This is a genomic window from Sphingopyxis chilensis (assembly GCF_035930445.1).
Taxonomy (GTDB): domain Bacteria; phylum Pseudomonadota; class Alphaproteobacteria; order Sphingomonadales; family Sphingomonadaceae; genus Sphingopyxis; species Sphingopyxis chilensis.
Genome location: NZ_CP142394.1, coordinates 2,675,746 through 2,691,943 on the forward strand (window position 1 = coordinate 2,675,746; position 16,198 = coordinate 2,691,943).

Consider the following 16,198-nt stretch of genomic DNA (forward strand, 5'->3'; position numbering starts at 1 on the left):
TTATTTCGCCGGATCGATTATTTTGGCGTCTCTTCCCCGGGTCGCACCATTGCAGGGGATCCGACCATGACCACTTCGATCATCGACGGCCATATCGAAGCCGCCGACCTCAAACGCGCCCGCGGCGGGCTCAGCGTTTTCCGCAGCATCACCTTTCAACAGGACGGCATTGGCCCGCGAACGATCCGCAATGCGGTGGTGAAGGACAATGTTGCCGCCGAACTTGTCGCCGGGGCGCGTGGTCGCTTCTATCTCTACAACGCCTTCGACCTCAAAGGCGTCCATGGCATCCGCACCCCCGATGGGCGCGATATCTATGGCTTTCCGGGCAACAACCAAAAGCTGTTCCTGATCCTGGGTCTCGTCAACATCGTGTGGATCGCACTGATCGTCGCGACGCGGGGCGGCGTTCCGCTGCTTGGCGTCGCGCTGCTGATCCTTGCGATCGTCGGCTATATCTTCATAGGCAAAGGGCAGCGCGAGGCGCAGGAACAGTTCGACGGCGATGCGGGCTATCGCTCGACATAGCTAGTCCGCTTGCGCCGCTTCGCGCATGCGCTAAAGACGCGGGATGGATCAAATCGTCATTCGCGGCGGCCAGCGACTCAAGGGCCGTATCCCCATCTCTGGCGCCAAGAATGCGGCGCTCACCTTGTTGCCGTGCGCGTTGCTTACCGACGAGCCGCTGACCTTGCGCAACCTGCCGCGCCTCGCCGATGTTGACGGTTTCGGCCATCTGCTCAACCAGCTCGGCTGCTCGACGACGATCGAGGGATCGCGACCCGAAGATTTCGGCCGCGTGATGACCGCCCGCGCGACGACGCTGACCTCGACCGTCGCGCCCTATGACATCGTGCGCAAGATGCGCGCGTCGATCCTCGTGCTCGGCCCGCTGCTCGCGCGCGCGGGCGAAGCGACCGTATCGCTGCCCGGCGGCTGCGCGATCGGCAACCGCCCGATCGACCTGCACCTGAAAGCGCTCGAAGCCTTTGGCGCCGAGATCGAGTTGGCTTCGGGCTATGTTAAGGCCGTCGCCCCCGGCGGGCGCCTTGCCGGCGGCAAGTTCACCTTCCCCGTCGTGTCGGTTGGCGCGACCGAAAATGCCGTCATGGCGGCGGTGCTCGCCAAGGGGACGTGCGTGCTCGAAAACGCGGCGCGCGAGCCCGAGATCGTCGACCTGTGCAACTGCCTCGTCGCGATGGGCGCGCATATCGAGGGTATCGGCACCGAAACGCTGACGATCGAGGGCGTCGACCGCCTGCACGGCGCGACCTACCGTGTCATGGCCGACCGCATTGAGGCGGGCAGCTACGCCTGCGCCGCCGTCATCACCCAAGGCGACGTCGAACTGGTCGGCGCCAAGGCCGACGAAATGGACGCGACGCTCGCCGCGCTCCGCGAAGCCGGCGCGACGGTCGAACCGACCAAGGCCGGCATCCGCGTCGCGATGGACGGTCGCGCCGGGCCCGTCACGCTTTCGACCGCGCCCTATCCCGGTTTCGCGACCGACATGCAGGCGCAATTCATGGCGATGGCGACGCTCGGCACAGGGGCATCTTTGTTCACCGAGACGATCTTCGAGAACCGCTATATGCACGTCCCCGAGCTGACGCGCATGGGCTGCGACATCCAGGTCAAGGGCCGCACCGCGATCGTGCGCGGGGTCGATCACCTCGTCGGCGCGCCGGTGATGGCGACCGACCTGCGCGCCTCGATGAGCCTGATCATCGCCGGTCTCGCCGCCCAGGGACAGACCGAAGTCAACCGCGTCTATCACCTCGATCGCGGATATGAGCGGCTCGAGGAAAAGCTGCAGGCGGTCGGCGCCGATATCGAACGGATCAGCGCGGGGTAAGCCGCTCGGCGCGGCCATAGGTGCCGCGCACATCCCCCTTGATCCAGTCGCCGAGCAATTTGAGATAACCGTCGGTGATGCGCGTCACGCTGCGCGACCCGTCGGCGGCGGTCGTGAATTCGAACATGCCATGGTCGGTGCCGGGGAAAAGGTAGACGTCGAAGGGCTTGCCTTCTTTCGCCAGCCCGAGCAGCGCGGCGCGCGTCGTTTCGATCGGCGCCTCGCGATCCTCGCCCGCGAGCACCCACAGCAGCGGGGTATCGAGTTTCCGCAAGGCCCCGACCGCGTCATAGTCCCAGATCAACTCGAGATTGTCGAAGCGCGCGCGGCCGATCCGCTTCAGTTCGTCGTTCGACATTCGCGCAATCGCGCCGCTATATTCGCCTTCGATCGTTGCCGCCCACGGCTTGTCCGCCATTTCACGCCGCACCGCGTCGAGCGCGTCATAGCCGGTGCGGAAATCGGAGAGGAGCAATCCCGACGTCACCTGCGATAGCCGGTTGACCAGCGCCTCGGCGTCCTTGCCCAGCCCCGCCGCGCGCACTTCGGACACCATCTGCTCGCGGTCCTCCTCGATGGGCGAGGCGACGAGACCGAAGCCGACGGTCACGAAGTCGGCTTTGGTCAGCGTCGCGGCCAGCGGAGCGACCCAGCCGCCCTGGCTGCCGCCAAAAAAGCCCGCGCGGCCGAACCGGCCAGCCGTCATCTTCCGCGCCTGTTCAAGCGCATGCGCCGCATCGGCGGCGAGCAGTTCGAAATTCTGCGTATATTCGCCTTCGGATCCGCCCGTGCCGCGCTTGTCGTAGACGAAAACCGAAATCCCCTGCGCCGCCATCGTATAGCCATAAAGGCCGCCGATCGGCGAACTGCGTTCGGACCCGTGGACCATCACGACGAGCGGCCGCTTTGCCTCGGCGCCGGGCGGTTCGATCAACATGCCCGTCATCTTCGTACCCACGCTGTCGAAGGTCGCTGGCGTCTCGCGGAAAGCAATGGGCTGCCAAGCCGTGCCTTTCACCGTCACCTGACCGGCACCGCAAGCCAGCGGCGCATTCGCGTCAGAGGTGAGGCCGCGCCGGCCGTCACGGAACAGGTAGCGTAGCCCCGGCGCGGGAATCGTCGGGAGCTTGGCAAGAACAACGAAATCGCCGTCGGGGGCGGCATAGGTGCCCGGCGTGCAAAGGGTTTGCGCAAGAACCGGCGAGGCCGGAAGCGCGGCGAGGAGCAAAAGCGTGCTGGCGAATATCTTCATACCGCCGTATTATTACGACAACACAGCCATGGCAACTAGTCCTGCGGCTGCACGGGCAACGAAACCGTATTCCCGCTCACCGATGGCCGCTCGGGCCGTTTCGCGACCGCAATCACCAGCCCGATCAGCGCGACCATACCACCGGCGATCGACAGTGCGGCCCAGCGATAGCCTTCAAACGCGGTCGAAAAGCCCATCGCGATGATCGGAATCAGCACGCTCGACCACGCCGCCTGCCCCGGCCCGACCGCGCGAATGACGTTGAAATAGAGTGGAAAGGTCACCGCGCTTGCGATGATGCCGAGATAGAGCACGCCGCCCAGATAGACGGCGGTCGGCTCGATCACCGGCGGCCCGGTGGTGATCCACGCATAGGCGCCGTCGGCGAGCGCGCCGAACAGCATCGCCCAAGCGATCATTGCCACCATCGACTGCGCGCGCGCGAAGGCCGTCCCCTGCATCACATTCGCGGTCGAGGCGCTCATCACGCCCGCGAGCGTCAGCGCGGTGCCGAGCAGCACTTCGCCCGCTCCCACCGCAGCGACGCGATATTCGTGGAGGATCATCAGCCCGACGCCGACGATCGCGATCCCCGCACCCGCAAGGAAGCGTCCCTGGAGAGGCGTCTTCAGAAAGGCCCGCCCGAACAATGTGTTGGGCACAATCAAGAGCGCGAAGAGCACCGCGACAAGGCCCGAAGTGATATGCTGCTCGGCGCGATAGACGAAGTTGAAGTTGAACGCGAACTGGGCAATTCCGAGCACCGCCGCAAAGGCCATCGCGCGCGGCCCGATCCACAACCGTTCACGTCGCATTGCGGCAAAGGCGAACATCGCGATCGCTGCGACGGCGAAGCGATAGGTCACGGACCAGCTCGGCGGAACGACGCCGAGCTGCCCCTTGATGACGATCCAGGTCGAACCCCAGATCAGCGTGACCAGCACGAAAGGCAGCAAGACGCGCGGGCTGAGCAGCGTCGGCTGCTCGCTGCTCATAGCTGGCCGATCGCCGCCGCCAGCGGCGCGACCGCTTCGGCATCCTGGTCCCAGCTGACCACGAGGCGCGCGGCACCCTCTCCCCAGTCGTAGAAGTCGAACCCGGCGGCGCGCAGCTTCGCGGCTTCCCCGGCGGTCAGGCGCACGAACAACTCGTTCGCCTCGACCGGATACATCAGCCGGCCGCCGCACGCCGCCGCGAGCTTCGCAGCGCCGGCATTGGCGGCGCGCGCGTTGGCGAGCCACAGATCGTTCTTCAGCATCGCACGGATCTGGGCAGCGACGAAGCGTCCCTTGCTGAGCAAATGACCGCCGCGTTTCTTGAGTTCGCGCACCCCCGCGCCCCCGCTGCCGCCGAAGAAGACGATCGCTTCGGCCATCATCGCGCCATTTTTGGTGAAGCCGAAAGACAGCGCGTCGACCCCCGCGCGCCAGGTAACGTCGGCGGGCGCGCAGCCGAGAAAGGCAACGGCGTTGGCGAAACGCGCGCCGTCCATGTGCAGCTTCAGCCCCTTGCCTTTCGCGATCTCGCTGATCTCACCAATCTCGTCGGCACGCCACGCGAGGCCATATTCGGTGGCGTTGGTGATGCTGACAGCCGCTGGCTGGACCTGGTGCACATCCTGCCGGATGCCGGCGATCCGCGCCTTCAGGGCGGCGACATCGATCTTGGCCCCACGTCCCGGGAGCGGCATCAGCTTCGCGCCGCCCGAATAGAAGGTCGGTGCCCCGCATTCGTCTACCTCGATATGCGCTTCTTCGTAACAGAGAATCCCCTGCCACGGCCGCACGAAATGCGCGAGGATGATGCTGTTCGCCGCGGTCCCTGTCGGGATCCACACGACCTCGCAATCCGTCTCGAAGAGCTCCGAAAAGGTGGCGTCGAGCGACTGGCTGAGCGCGTCGCCGTCATAGGCCGTATCGACCTGATTGGCGGCGGCCATCGCCTCCATCACGGCGGGATGAACAGTCGCGGCATTGTCGGAAAAAAATCGGGTCGCAGTCATGCCCAGCGCCTTAGCGCAGGAGCGAGCCGCTGCTAAGCCTTCATTTCTGCTGCGGTTCGGTGGGCAGGTCTGTCGGATCGTCCACCGTCGATCCGCGCGAAAGGCTAGCTCCGCCCGCGACCCCAAGACCGCCGGCCATACCCATGCCCATACCCCCGCCTCCCCCACGCCCGCCGCCGCCAGCGCCGCCGCGCGTCTCGCCGCTGCGGCCACCGCCCTTGCCACCGCCGCCTGATGGGCGTGTTGGTCCCTGCAGCGGGATCGTTACGTCGGCGGGCACAGGATCGAGGTCGAGCGCCTTGCGGATGAAATCGCGCAGCTCGATCACCAGGTCATGGACATGCACCGGGCGCCCTTCGGCCAGTTCGCTCGCCGCGCGGCTGGCAAGCCGCACCTGCGTTTCGGTGCCGAGCAATATGATATCGGACAGCGCGGCCTCGACGGCGTCCCGAATGCGGCGCGGCCGGTCCGATTCGCCTTCCGGCCCGCCATCCGCCGCGCTCTCGTCGGACAGGTCGACCGCCGGCTCTGCCGCCGCTGCGCCGCCCTGGCGCCTGATGTCGCGCAAATGTCGCGGATCGACGACCAGATCGCCGGTGAACGATCCGCCGAGCGTCTTGTACGCCGCCATCAACGTGCGCAGCCGCTCGTTGATCTGGCGGTTCATTCGTTCGCGGCGCTGCTGGATCGTCATCATCACCATCAGCCGGATGCCGACGCCGATCAGGGTAAAGAGCGCCAGACCGAGCAGCGTCATCCCGATGCTTTGCCACGATGAAAAATCGAAGAAGCGCATGGGGGAATAGTGCCGCCGATCACCGCGCGGCGCCACCGGAAAATCCGGTGCGCCGATCAGCTCAGATGCCGAGGGCGTCGGAACAGTCGAGCGCGGACGCGAGCTTTTCGCGGAAGCCGGAAACATCGGATCCCACATCGACCAGCACCGCATCGCCGATCGAACCCGCATCGATCCGGTCGTGGAGCGCGATCGTCAGCGAATCTTCGGTGAACAGATCGCCGACGAAACGGCTGTGCACCACGAAACGAAGACGCGCGGGCGAGGATTCGATCACCACCGCGCGCCATGCAGGTCCATAACTCGACTTCGCCCACAATTTCGTGCCCAAAGGAACGGCGCGCGTCGGCTTGCCGGTCACGACGGCGACGTTGATCATCGTGCGGTCGGCGTCGTTAAAGGCCTGCCGGATCTCGATCGACCCGCCGTCAAAGCGCGCGGTGCATTCGCCCGCCGTGCGGGTCACATAGCCCAGATCGGCATAGGAGGCGTCATTGAAGGCGGGGGTCAGGCTGGCGGCCGCCAGCAAAAGGGAGAACATGGACCAAGGCTCCTGTCGAGACCGGGTCCGTGCCCGGCCGCTTTATTGACCCTGTTTCGCGAGTAATTTCAAGCGCAAGGCATTGAGCTTGATAAAGCCCGCCGCGTCCTTCTGGTCGTAGGCACCGGCATCGTCCTCAAAGGTCACGTGGCGCTCGCTATAGAGGCTGAATGGCGACTTGCGCCCGACGACGCTCGCATTGCCCTTGTAGAGCTTGAGGCGGACGGTGCCGGTGACATTCGCCTGGCTGTGGTCGATCGCCGCCTGCAGCATCTCGCGTTCGGGCGCGAACCAGAAGCCGTTATAGATGAGCTCGGCGTATTTCGGCATCAGCTCGTCTTTCAGGTGCGCCGCACCGCGGTCGAGCGTGATGCTTTCGATCCCCCGATGCGCGCGCGCATAGATTTCGCCGCCCGGCGTCTCGTACATGCCGCGCGACTTCATGCCGACGAAGCGGTTTTCAACGAGATCAAGGCGGCCGATGCCATGTTTGCGGCCCAGGTCATTGAGTGCCGCCAACAAAGTGGCGGGCGACATCGCCTGCCCGTTCAGCGCGACGCCGTCGCCGCGCTCGAAATCGATCGTGATATATTCGGGGGTGTCGGGTGCATCCTCAGGGTTCACCGTGCGCGAATAGACATAGTCGGGGGTCTCTTCCCACGGATCCTCGAGCACCTTGCCCTCCGACGAGGTGTGCAGGAGGTTCGCGTCGGTGCTGAACGGGCTTTCGCCGCGTTTGTCCTTCGGCACCGGAATCTGGTTCTTTTCGGCGAAGTCGATCAGCGCCGTGCGGCTGGTCAGGTCCCACTCACGCCACGGCGCGATCACCTTGATGTCGGGATTGAGCGCATAGGCCGACAGTTCGAAGCGCACCTGGTCGTTGCCCTTTCCCGTCGCGCCATGCGCGACCGCGTCGGCGCCGGTTTCCTTGGCGATCTCGATAAGCCGCTTCGAGATCAGCGGGCGCGCGATCGACGTGCCGAGCAGATAATCGCCCTCGTAGCGCGCATTGGCGCGCATCATCGGGAAGACGAAATCGCGGACGAATTCCTCGCGCACATCGTCGATATAGATATGCTCGGGCTTCACGCCCATCAGCTCGGCCTTGGCGCGCGCGGGCTCGATTTCCTCGCCCTGCCCAAGGTCGGCGGTGAAGGTCACGACCTCGCAGCCATAGGTGACCTGCAGCCACTTCAGGATGACGCTGGTATCGAGGCCGCCCGAATAGGCGAGGACGACGCGCTTGAAGGACTCGGACATGATGCACCTTTGGCGAGGGAAAGACGCGGGCGCGGCTAGCAGTCCGCCGCCGTGGGCGCAACCGGCTTGGCGCCCCGCCCTGTGGAGGCTATCGTCGCGTCCGGGAGAAATGCCATGGCCAAAGCCGAAATCAAGACCAGGGCAACCGAGATCCCGGTTGCCGATTTCATCGCGGCTCTTCCCGATGCGCGCCGCCGCGAAGAGGCAGCCACGATCGATGCGATGCACCGCCGCGTGACCCGCCTTGAACCGACGATGTGGGGACCGTCGATCATCGGTTATGGCAGCTACGACTACGTCTATGACAGCGGTCATTCGGGGACGATGTGCCGTGCCGGCTTCTCACCCCGAAAGGCCGCGATAACGCTCTATCTGATGGGCAATTACTGCGACCGGCAGAACGAGGCCGACGCGCTGTTTGCCAAACTCGGCAAACACAAGACGGGCAAATCCTGCCTCTACATCAACAAGCTCGCCGACGCGGACCTCGATGTCCTCGAACAGATCGTCGCGCTGAGTTGGGACAGCATGAACAAATATTATCCCGAATAGCGATCTTCCGCCGCCGCCATGTAATTGCGCGTCAGCGGCAGCGCGTGGCGGCTGCGCGCGAACTGGATCTGGTAATTGCCCATACCGCCGCTTTCGAACGCCGCCGTCGCCCCCGCAAGGTAGAAGCACCACATGCGGAAGAAGCGGACGCCCATCATGCGGGTTATCTCGGCCTCGTGCGCCAGGGTCCGCGCATACCATTGGCGCAGCGTCAGCGCGTAATGCAGCCGCAGTGTTTCGATATCGGTGGCGATCAGCCGGCTCTTCTCGCTCGCCGCCAATGTTTCGCTGAGCGCAGGGATATAGCCGCCGGGGAAGATATATTTGCGGGTGAAGGCGTCGGTCGATCCGGGCTTGCCGAACCGGCCGATCGTGTGGAGCAGCATCACCCCGTCGGCGGTCATCAAATTGGCGGCGGCGCGGAAAAAGGTCTCGAAATTGGGCGCGCCGACATGCTCGAACATGCCGACCGAAACGATACGGTCAAACCGTCCCGCCTCGCGCGCGGCAAGGGCGCGATAGTCGATCAGTTCGAATTGGACGCGATCGGCGACCCCGGCCGCCGCGGCGCGCTGGCGCGCGAGCGCAAGCTGCTCCTCGGACAATGTGATCCCCAGCACCTCGACCTGCTCGAGCTTCGCGAGCGTGATCGCCATCCCGCCCCAGCCGCAGCCGATGTCGAGCACCCGCTGCCCCGGCGCGAGCGCGAGCTTCGCCGCGATATGCGCCTTTTTCGCGGCCTGCGCTTCCTCCAGCGTCATGCCGGGGCGCGGCCAATAAGCGCAGCTATATTGCATGTCCTCGTCAAGGAAGAGGCGGTAAAGCTCGTTACCGATGTCGTAGTGATGCTTGACGTTGGCGCGCGAACGGCGCTGGCGGTTGATCGAGCCGATCCGCGTCTTCACCCACTCGGCGCGCTGGCCCAGCCACGTCTTGTCGTGCAGCTTTGCGCCGCGGTCCCACGGCGTGTTCGAGCGGATGAGCGCGACCAGCTCCATGATGTCGCCTTCGACCAGCTCCATCTCGCCATCCATGAACGCCTCGGCGGCGCCGATGCGCGGATCGAGGATAATACGGCGCATTCCCCTGCGGCTGGTGAAACGGATGGTGACATTGGGGAAGCCGTCGGCCGGCTGGCCATATTCCTCGCGCGAGCCATCGGGCGCGACGACGGTCAGCCGTCCCTGGCGAATGATCCGGGAGAGAAACGGACGCAGAATCGACATATTTTATGCACCGAACAATTGCACCGCGAAAAGGCCGAGGTCAAATCCCGGCATACCATTCGTAATCGATGCGATCCTCCCAATAGCCGCCCCTGCCCGCGCCAATGCCGTCGAGGCTCGCGACAGCCTCGATCGCGGTGACATATTTGGCGTGCTTATACCCCAGCTGGCGCTCGATCCGCAGACGCAGCGGCGCGCCGTTGGCGATCGGCAGCACGGCATCATTCAGCGCCCAGGCCAGCATCGTCTGCGGATGGCGCGCGTCGACCATGTCGCAACTTTCATAGTAGAGCGCGTCGCCGAGCCGGTCGGCGCAGCGGAAGACGATATAGCCCGCGCTGTCCCTCACCCTGGCCGCAGCGAGGATGCGGCTCAGCTGCACGCCCGTCCATTGCCCGATCGCGCTCCACCCCTCGACGCAATCGTGGCGTGTGATTTGCGTGCGCTGCGGCATCGACCGGATGTCGGCCATCGACAGCGACAGCGGCCGCGCGACGAGGCCGGAGACGCGGACGCGCCAGTCGGCAAAGCCGCTCGCCGCGTGCGCGGAATAGTCGGCGCCGGCGGGCAGGCGCGTGCCGTTGGGACGGAAATAGGGCGACAGGTCGGCGCGGGTGAATTCGCGCGCGAGCGCACCGCGTTCGATCAGCGCGCGCTGGCTCGCACGGTTCATTTCCTCACCCATCGCCAATATCTTGCGAACCGCGGGCGCGTCGTTGATCGCGTCGCAGCCCGACAGCAGCGGCAGCGTGCCGGCCGCGGCGATAAGCCCACCGGCGCGCGCAATGAGCTGGCGGCGGGGGAGGAGGATGTCGCTCATGCGGCTTCCTCCCGTTCGGGTGGCAGGCGGAACCAGCCCGTGACCATCGAGCGAAGCTCGTTGACCGGCCCTGCGAGCAGCACCATCGCGATGTGGACGAGGAAGAAGGCGACAAGGGCCCATGCGGTAATGAAATGGATCGAACGCGCCGACTGGCGCCCGCCGAAGATGTCGAGCAGCCACGGCCAGGCCGCGTTCATTCCCGGCGACATGGTGAGCCCCGTCGCGATCATCAGCGGCAAAGCGACAAAGATGACGCCGATATAGCTGAGCTTTTGCAGGATGCCGTAGCGGGCCGCCGCTTCACCCTTCGGGAAGCGCAGCCGCGCGTGATCCTTGACGTCGTGCCAGATATGGCGCGACGACCATTCAGCGCGGCGTACGTGCAGATCCTTGCGCAAATGCCCGCCAAAGAGCGTCCAGAGCATGTAGAGCGCCAGTCCGATCGACAGCGCCCACGCGAACAGCAAATGCCAGCGCCGCCCGTCGGCGAGGCTGTAGCTCGTCGGGATCGTCGCCCAGCCCGGAAAGGCCCAGGTCTTCGCAACCCCTTGCGCGTCGGTCCAGCGGCCGAGCACGCCCGTCGTTTCGATCTGATAATCGCCAATACGCAGATAGCCGCTATCCGGCGTCGATCCGATCACCAGCCACGCGCGGTCGAAGTTCGCGCCATATTCGCCCCAATAAAGGCGCGGGTGCGCATTGAAGATCATCAGCCCGCTCATCAGCAGAACCAATAGCGCGGCGGCATTGACCCAATGCCAAATACGCGCCGGCAACCGGTGGCGATAAACGCGCACCGGTCCGGCAGGCTTTGGGGGAGCGACGGGAGTTTCAGGCTCGGCCATGGTCCCGGTTCGCTCCTTTCCTTCGATCGGTTACGCGGCGACCTCCGCGGCATATTCCTCGCGATAGCGATTGCGCAAGCTGACCTTGTCGATTTTTTCGCTGCCGAGCTTGGGCAACGCGTCGTTCGACATCCAGATCTTGCACGGCACCTTGTAAGGGGCGAGGCGTGCGCTGAGGAAGGAACACATATCCTCCGACCCGACGCTGCTGCCGGACTTCATCCAGATCACCGCGCCGACGACTTCGCCGAGCCGCTCGTCGGGCAGGCCGAAGACGGCACATTCGTTCGCCTCGGGATGCTCATAGATCGCGGCCTCGACTTCCTGGCAGCTGATATTCTCGCCGCCGCGGATGATGATGTCCTTCTTGCGGTCGACGATGAAGAGGTAGCCATCCTCGTCGAGATAGCCGAGGTCGCCCGAGCGGAAATAGCCATTGTCGAAGAAGGCCGCCTTCGTCGCCGCTTCATTGTTCCAATAGCCTTCGAAATTGCAGACCGACCGGACGCAGACTTCGCCGACGCCGCCCTGCGGCACCGGCTCGCCATTATCGTCGAGGATCGCCAGATCGACGAGCGGTTTGGACGCCGGCCCCGTCGACATCGGTTTCGCGAGATAATTTTCGTTGATGATGCCGCATCCGACCGCATTGGTTTCGGTGAGGCCATAGCCAAGCAGCGGCTTGCCTTCGCCCATTTCGGTCGCGAGACGCTTCACATGCTCGGGCGGCCGCGGCGCGCCACCGCCAGCGTAGCTCTTGCACGTCGACAGGTCGTAATTCTTGCGGTTCGGGTGGATCAGGATTTCATAGCTCATCAGCGGCACGCCGACGAAATAGTTGCACTTTTCGTCCTGAATCAGCCGCATCGCCTCTTCGGCGTTCCATTTCGGCATCAGCACCAGTTTCCGCCCCAACGCGAAGCTTTGCAGGAACACCGGAATTTCCGCGGTGACGTGGAACAGCGGCGTGCAGATCAAGGTGGCCGGCTGGATATCCGACATCTGCCCGTCCTCGGTCAGCAGGTGGACGATGCTCGCGGTCTGCGTGACATAGTTGAAGATCGCCTGGCACACGGCCTCATGGCGCGAATAGGCGCCCTTCGACTGGCCGGTCGAGCCCGAGGTGAAGAGGATCGTCGCCAGATCCTGCCCAGTCAGCGCCGGCAGCATCGTCTCCGCGCTGCCGCCTGCCCCGGTGATCGGCGCGATGGCCTGATCGATCGGCTGGGTGAGATCGAGCGTGATCACCTTGGCGCCATGCTCGACCTCTTCGAGCCGCGCCGCGCGCTGGACGTCGGCGATGACGAGCTTGGCTTCGCTGTCGAGGATGCCCGCGGCGAGTTCGCCGCCCTGCCACCAGCCGTTAAGCAAGGTCGCGCAGCCGCCCGCCATCAATATCCCGATATAGGTGACGCACCACGCATTGGCATTGCGCATCGCGAGGCCGACGCGGTCGCCGCGCTGGACCCCGAAACCATCGACCAGACCAGCCGCGACCTGCCGCGCCGCCATATAGACCTGTTTGAACGACAGTCGCTCGTCGCCTTCGACAAGGAAGGTCGCGTCGCCATGCTGCATGGCAAAAAACGCAACATAATCGGCGAGGTTGGTCGGCGCGTTGGTGATGAAGGGCAGCTGGCGACCGAAGCGTTCGACCGACCCGACCTGGATCGGTCCGCCCGGACCGGTGATCAGATTATAGGCGGCTTCCAGGCGCAAATCGAGCGCTGATGGCATGTTTCATCTCTCCTCTTGGTCTCGCTCGCCTAACCCCTTATGGGGAGGCCTCTCCTGGGGAAGGACAGCGCGACAATATGTTTCTTTTTGCAACCTTAGCCGAAGCAACGCAATATCTTAACTTTCAGGATCTGATGGGACCGAACAGCGAGATCGCGTTCAGCGTCTTCGGCTTGCCCATCCGCTGGTATGCGCTCGCCTATCTGGCCGGGATTTTCGTTGGTTACTGGTATCTTCTAAAGCTGATTGCGCAGCCCGGCGCCCCGATGGCGCGGCGTCACGCCGACGACATGATCTTCTATGCCATGCTCGGGATCATTCTTGGCGGACGGCTCGGCTATGTGATCTTCTATAACCTCGGCAACTATGTTCAGGACCCGGTCTCGATCTTCAAATTATGGGACGGCGGCATGTCGCTGCACGGCGGCGTCGTCGGCGTGCTCGTCGCGATCTGGTATGTGACGCGCAAGGACAAGCTCAGTTTCCTGCGCTTTTGCGACTATGTCGCGTGCGTCGTCCCCTTCGGCCTCTTTTTCGGCCGCCTCGCCAATTTCGTGAACGGCGAGCTGTGGGGCCGCGCGACCACCGTTCCCTGGGCGATCATCTTTCCGGACAGCGGCACGATGGACCCGCGCCACCCGAGTCAGCTTTACGAAGCGGGCCTCGAAGGGATCGTAATGATGGCGGTCCTCGCCTTCTTATTCTGGCGGACCGACGCGCGCTACAAGCCCGGCTTCCTGTTCGGCACGGCAGCGATCATCTATGGCCTCAGCCGCTTCGCGGTCGAGTTCGTGCGCGAGCCCGACGTCCAGCTCGGCACCTTGTCCTGGGGGCTGACGATGGGACAAACGCTGACCATTCCCATGCTGCTCGCAGGCGCCTGGCTCGTTGTAACCGCGAAGGGACGCCGCCACCGGGTCGAGCCCATCGCCGGACCCGATGCCGTCGCGTGAGGGGTCGCCGCGTGACGGCCCGCCGACCCCCGACGAACTGATAAGCCAAATCGCGTCGGCGCGTCCGGCGACGGTCGCCGATTATATGGCGGCCGCCAACGCGCATTATTATGCGACCCGCGATCCGCTCGGCGCCGCCGGCGATTTCACCACCGCGCCCGAAATCAGCCAGATGTTCGGCGAGATGATCGGCATCTGGATCGCCGATCTTTGGAACCGTGCGGGCAACCCCGCCTTTCATTATGTCGAACTCGGCCCCGGCCGCGGGACGCTTGCCGCCGATGCGCTGCGCGTGATGGCACGTTTCGGCTGCGCCCCGCAGGGCATCCATCTCGTCGAGACGAGCCCGACGCTACGCGAAGCCCAGCGCGTGCGCCTGCCGGGCGCCGAGCATCATGACGAAGTCGATGCGCTGCCCGACGATGCACCGATGATCATCGTCGCCAACGAGTTTTTCGACGCGCTGCCGGTCCATCAATATATCCGCACATCCCGCGGCTGGCGCGAACGCTTGGTCGAACGCCGCGACAGCGCTCTGGTACCCGTCGCAGGCGAGGTTCCGGCGGAGGAGGCCGTCCCCGCGTCGCTGCGCGACCAGCCCGAAGGGACGATCGTCGAAACCGCCCCCGTATCGGCCGCGATCATGCAACGCTGCGCCTTCCGGCTTGTGCGGCAGGGCGGCGCGATGCTGGCGATCGACTATGGCTATAGCGGCCCTGCGGCGGGCGACACGCTGCAGGCGGTCAAGGCGCACCGGTTCGTCGACCCCTTCGCCGATCCGGGCGAGGTCGACCTGACCGCGCACGTCGATTTTGCATCGCTGGCCGATATCGCGCAAGGCGCGGGCGCGGCAGCGAGTGCGCTCGCGACGCAGGGCGACTGGCTGCGACGGATGGGCATCGAAGCCCGGTTGCAGTCGCTGATCGCGGCCGCGCCCGACCGCGCCGATGAATTGCAGGGCCAGCGCGACCGGCTCGTCGGACCGAAAGCGATGGGCAGTTTATTCAAGGCGATGGCCTTCGCCGCACCGGGCTGGCCGACGCCCGCAGGATTTACAGGAGATACTGCATGACCGTCATTCAATTGGCAAAACCGGCCGATGCCGAGGCGATCGCTGCCTTTGCCAACGGCTCCTTCACCCACACTTTCGGCCATATCTATGACCCGGCCGACCTCGCGACTTTCCTCGCGGACTGGAACTCGCCGGAGCGCGTGCGCGCGCAGATCGCCAGCGATGACCATGACGTCGCGCTCGTCCGCGACGATGCAGGCGCGATCCTCGGCTATATCAAGATGGGGCCGGTCGATTTCGCGCTGCCCGAGGGCCAGCCGACCGGCAGCGCGGTCGAACTGCACCAGCTCTACGTCGCCGAAGCGGCCAAGGGCACGGGTGTCGCCGTCGCGCTCATGGACTGGGGCATCGCGTGGGCGCGCGGGCGCGCGTCGACCCTCTATCTCACAGTCTTTACCGAGAATGACCGCGCGCAGGCTTTCTACCGCCGCTACGGCTTCTACGACGTCGGCCGAAACGAATTTCGCGTCGGCAACCATATCGACGAAGACCGCTTTTTCAGGCTCGACCTGTGAGCGCGCCCTTCGTCGCCGCGCCGACGCTCGACGGCATCGCGCACGGCTTTTTCGGGCGCCGCGGCGGCGTCTCGGCCGGCGATCTCGCCTCGCTCAACTGCGGCCTCGGATCGGGCGACGACCCCGCACTTATAGCGGAGAACCGCCAGCGCGTTGCCGAAGCGGTCCTGCCCCATGCGACACTCACCGGCCTCTATCAGGTCCATGGCAACCGCTGCATCGTCGTCGATGACAGCTCCGACCTCACCGCCCGGCCCGAGGCCGATGCCCATGCCACGCGCACGCCCGGCATCCTGCTCGGCATCTTGACCGCCGACTGCGTTCCCGTCCTCTTCGCCGACCGCGAGGCCGGGGTCGTCGGTGCAGCGCACGCCGGCTGGAAGGGCGCGCTCGCGGGCGTCACCGACGCGACGCTCGATGCGATGGAGAGCCTCGGCGCGCGCCGCGCCACCATCGCCGCCGCGATCGGTCCGTGCATCGGCCGCGCGTCCTATGAAGTCGACGAAGGCTTTATGCAGCGCTTCCTCACCGGCGATCCCGCGAACGAACGCTTCTTCGCGGCGGGCAAACCCGGCCATGCGATGTTCGACATCGCCGCTTATGTCGCCGCGCGGCTTGCCGCGGCGGGCGTCACGCGAATTGCCATCGGCGGGCAGGACACCTATGCCTTGCCGCAAGATTATTTCAGCTATCGCCGCGCGTGCCACAAAGGGGAAAACACCTATGGCCGCCAGCTATCGGTGATCGGGTTGGCGGGAGGATGAGGGGG

At 65.0% G+C, this 16,198-nt stretch carries 17 protein-coding genes; 7 read left to right on the plus strand and 10 right to left on the minus strand.

The window, feature by feature from the left end; genetic code table 11:
• Positions 1-66: 66 nt before the first annotated feature.
• Both VSX79_RS12480 and murA read left to right on the plus strand, forming a co-directional pair.
• Positions 67-528 (plus strand): hypothetical protein, encoded by a 462-nt coding sequence (locus VSX79_RS12480; RefSeq protein ID WP_326913504.1) that lies wholly within the window; start codon positions 67-69, stop codon positions 526-528.
• 43 nt (positions 529-571) lie between these two features.
• The gene (gene murA / locus VSX79_RS12485; protein ID WP_326913505.1) at positions 572-1,855 is read left to right on the plus strand and encodes a UDP-N-acetylglucosamine 1-carboxyvinyltransferase; all 1,284 of its coding nucleotides are present in this window, start codon (positions 572-574) and stop codon (positions 1,853-1,855) included.
• Here the strand turns inward: murA and VSX79_RS12490 are convergent.
• From VSX79_RS12490 to VSX79_RS12515, 6 genes are all read right to left on the minus strand, one after another.
• Entirely contained in the window at positions 1,842-3,107 is a 1,266-nt protein-coding gene (locus VSX79_RS12490) for an alpha/beta hydrolase family protein (RefSeq protein WP_326913506.1), read from the minus strand. The two genes, murA and VSX79_RS12490, sit on opposite strands and share 14 nt — an antisense overlap.
• A 35-nt stretch (positions 3,108-3,142) precedes the next feature.
• Positions 3,143-4,102, minus strand: a complete 960-nt coding sequence (locus tag VSX79_RS12495) for a DMT family transporter (protein ID WP_179494994.1) — start codon at positions 4,100-4,102, stop codon at positions 3,143-3,145.
• Positions 4,099-5,109, minus strand: a complete 1,011-nt coding sequence (locus VSX79_RS12500; RefSeq protein WP_179494993.1) for a threonine aldolase family protein — start codon at positions 5,107-5,109, stop codon at positions 4,099-4,101. Before VSX79_RS12500 ends, VSX79_RS12495 begins: the two co-directional genes overlap by 4 nt.
• 40 nt (positions 5,110-5,149) lie before the next feature.
• Positions 5,150-5,866, minus strand: a complete 717-nt coding sequence (locus tag VSX79_RS12505) for a hypothetical protein (RefSeq protein WP_257018050.1) — start codon at positions 5,864-5,866, stop codon at positions 5,150-5,152.
• Positions 5,867-5,966: 100 nt separating this feature from the next.
• Positions 5,967-6,446 (minus strand): hypothetical protein, encoded by a 480-nt coding sequence (locus tag VSX79_RS12510; RefSeq protein ID WP_179494989.1) that lies wholly within the window; start codon positions 6,444-6,446, stop codon positions 5,967-5,969.
• A 42-nt stretch (positions 6,447-6,488) separates the two neighbouring features.
• Positions 6,489-7,706 (minus strand): argininosuccinate synthase, encoded by a 1,218-nt coding sequence (locus tag VSX79_RS12515; RefSeq protein ID WP_179494987.1) that lies wholly within the window; start codon positions 7,704-7,706, stop codon positions 6,489-6,491.
• Positions 7,707-7,820: 114 nt separating this feature from the next.
• On the opposite strand from VSX79_RS12515, the gene VSX79_RS12520 reads away from it, so the two are divergent.
• On the plus strand, positions 7,821-8,258 hold the full coding sequence (locus VSX79_RS12520) for a DUF1801 domain-containing protein (protein WP_326913507.1): 438 nt from the start codon (positions 7,821-7,823) through the stop codon (positions 8,256-8,258).
• Here the strand turns inward: VSX79_RS12520 and VSX79_RS12525 are convergent.
• The 4 genes from VSX79_RS12525 to VSX79_RS12540 are packed head-to-tail and all read right to left on the minus strand — an operon-like array spanning position 8,246 to position 12,889.
• Positions 8,246-9,484 (minus strand): cyclopropane-fatty-acyl-phospholipid synthase family protein, encoded by a 1,239-nt coding sequence (locus VSX79_RS12525; RefSeq protein ID WP_326913508.1) that lies wholly within the window; start codon positions 9,482-9,484, stop codon positions 8,246-8,248. The genes VSX79_RS12520 and VSX79_RS12525 overlap by 13 nt on opposite strands.
• Before the next feature lie 40 nt (positions 9,485-9,524).
• A complete protein-coding gene (locus VSX79_RS12530; protein WP_326913509.1) occupies positions 9,525-10,304 on the minus strand; it encodes a molybdopterin-binding protein in 780 nt (259 codons plus the stop codon).
• On the minus strand, positions 10,301-11,152 hold the full coding sequence (locus VSX79_RS12535; protein ID WP_326913510.1) for a cytochrome b/b6 domain-containing protein: 852 nt from the start codon (positions 11,150-11,152) through the stop codon (positions 10,301-10,303). The genes VSX79_RS12530 and VSX79_RS12535 overlap by 4 nt, the downstream gene beginning before the upstream one ends.
• A 30-nt stretch (positions 11,153-11,182) precedes the next feature.
• Positions 11,183-12,889, minus strand: coding sequence for a class I adenylate-forming enzyme family protein (locus VSX79_RS12540; RefSeq protein ID WP_326913511.1), 1,707 nt, complete (start codon positions 12,887-12,889; stop codon positions 11,183-11,185).
• Positions 12,890-12,966: 77 nt separating this feature from the next.
• On the opposite strand from VSX79_RS12540, the gene lgt reads away from it, so the two are divergent.
• From lgt to pgeF, 4 genes are read left to right on the plus strand one after another with little or no spacing between them, the layout of a single operon-like run.
• Positions 12,967-13,842, plus strand: coding sequence for a prolipoprotein diacylglyceryl transferase (lgt, locus tag VSX79_RS12545; RefSeq protein WP_407697221.1), 876 nt, complete (start codon positions 12,967-12,969; stop codon positions 13,840-13,842).
• Complete coding sequence (locus VSX79_RS12550) at positions 13,829-14,914, plus strand: class I SAM-dependent methyltransferase (RefSeq protein WP_326913513.1); 1,086 nt, start codon at positions 13,829-13,831, stop codon at positions 14,912-14,914. The genes lgt and VSX79_RS12550 overlap by 14 nt, the downstream gene beginning before the upstream one ends.
• The gene (locus tag VSX79_RS12555) at positions 14,911-15,429 is read left to right on the plus strand and encodes a GNAT family N-acetyltransferase (protein WP_326913514.1); all 519 of its coding nucleotides are present in this window, start codon (positions 14,911-14,913) and stop codon (positions 15,427-15,429) included. The genes VSX79_RS12550 and VSX79_RS12555 overlap by 4 nt, the downstream gene beginning before the upstream one ends.
• Positions 15,426-16,193 carry a peptidoglycan editing factor PgeF gene (gene pgeF, locus VSX79_RS12560; RefSeq protein WP_326913515.1) on the plus strand — a complete coding sequence of 256 codons (768 nt, stop codon included), beginning with the start codon at positions 15,426-15,428 and terminating at the stop codon, positions 16,191-16,193. Before VSX79_RS12555 ends, pgeF begins: the two co-directional genes overlap by 4 nt.
• The last annotated feature ends 5 nt before the right edge of the window (positions 16,194-16,198 follow it).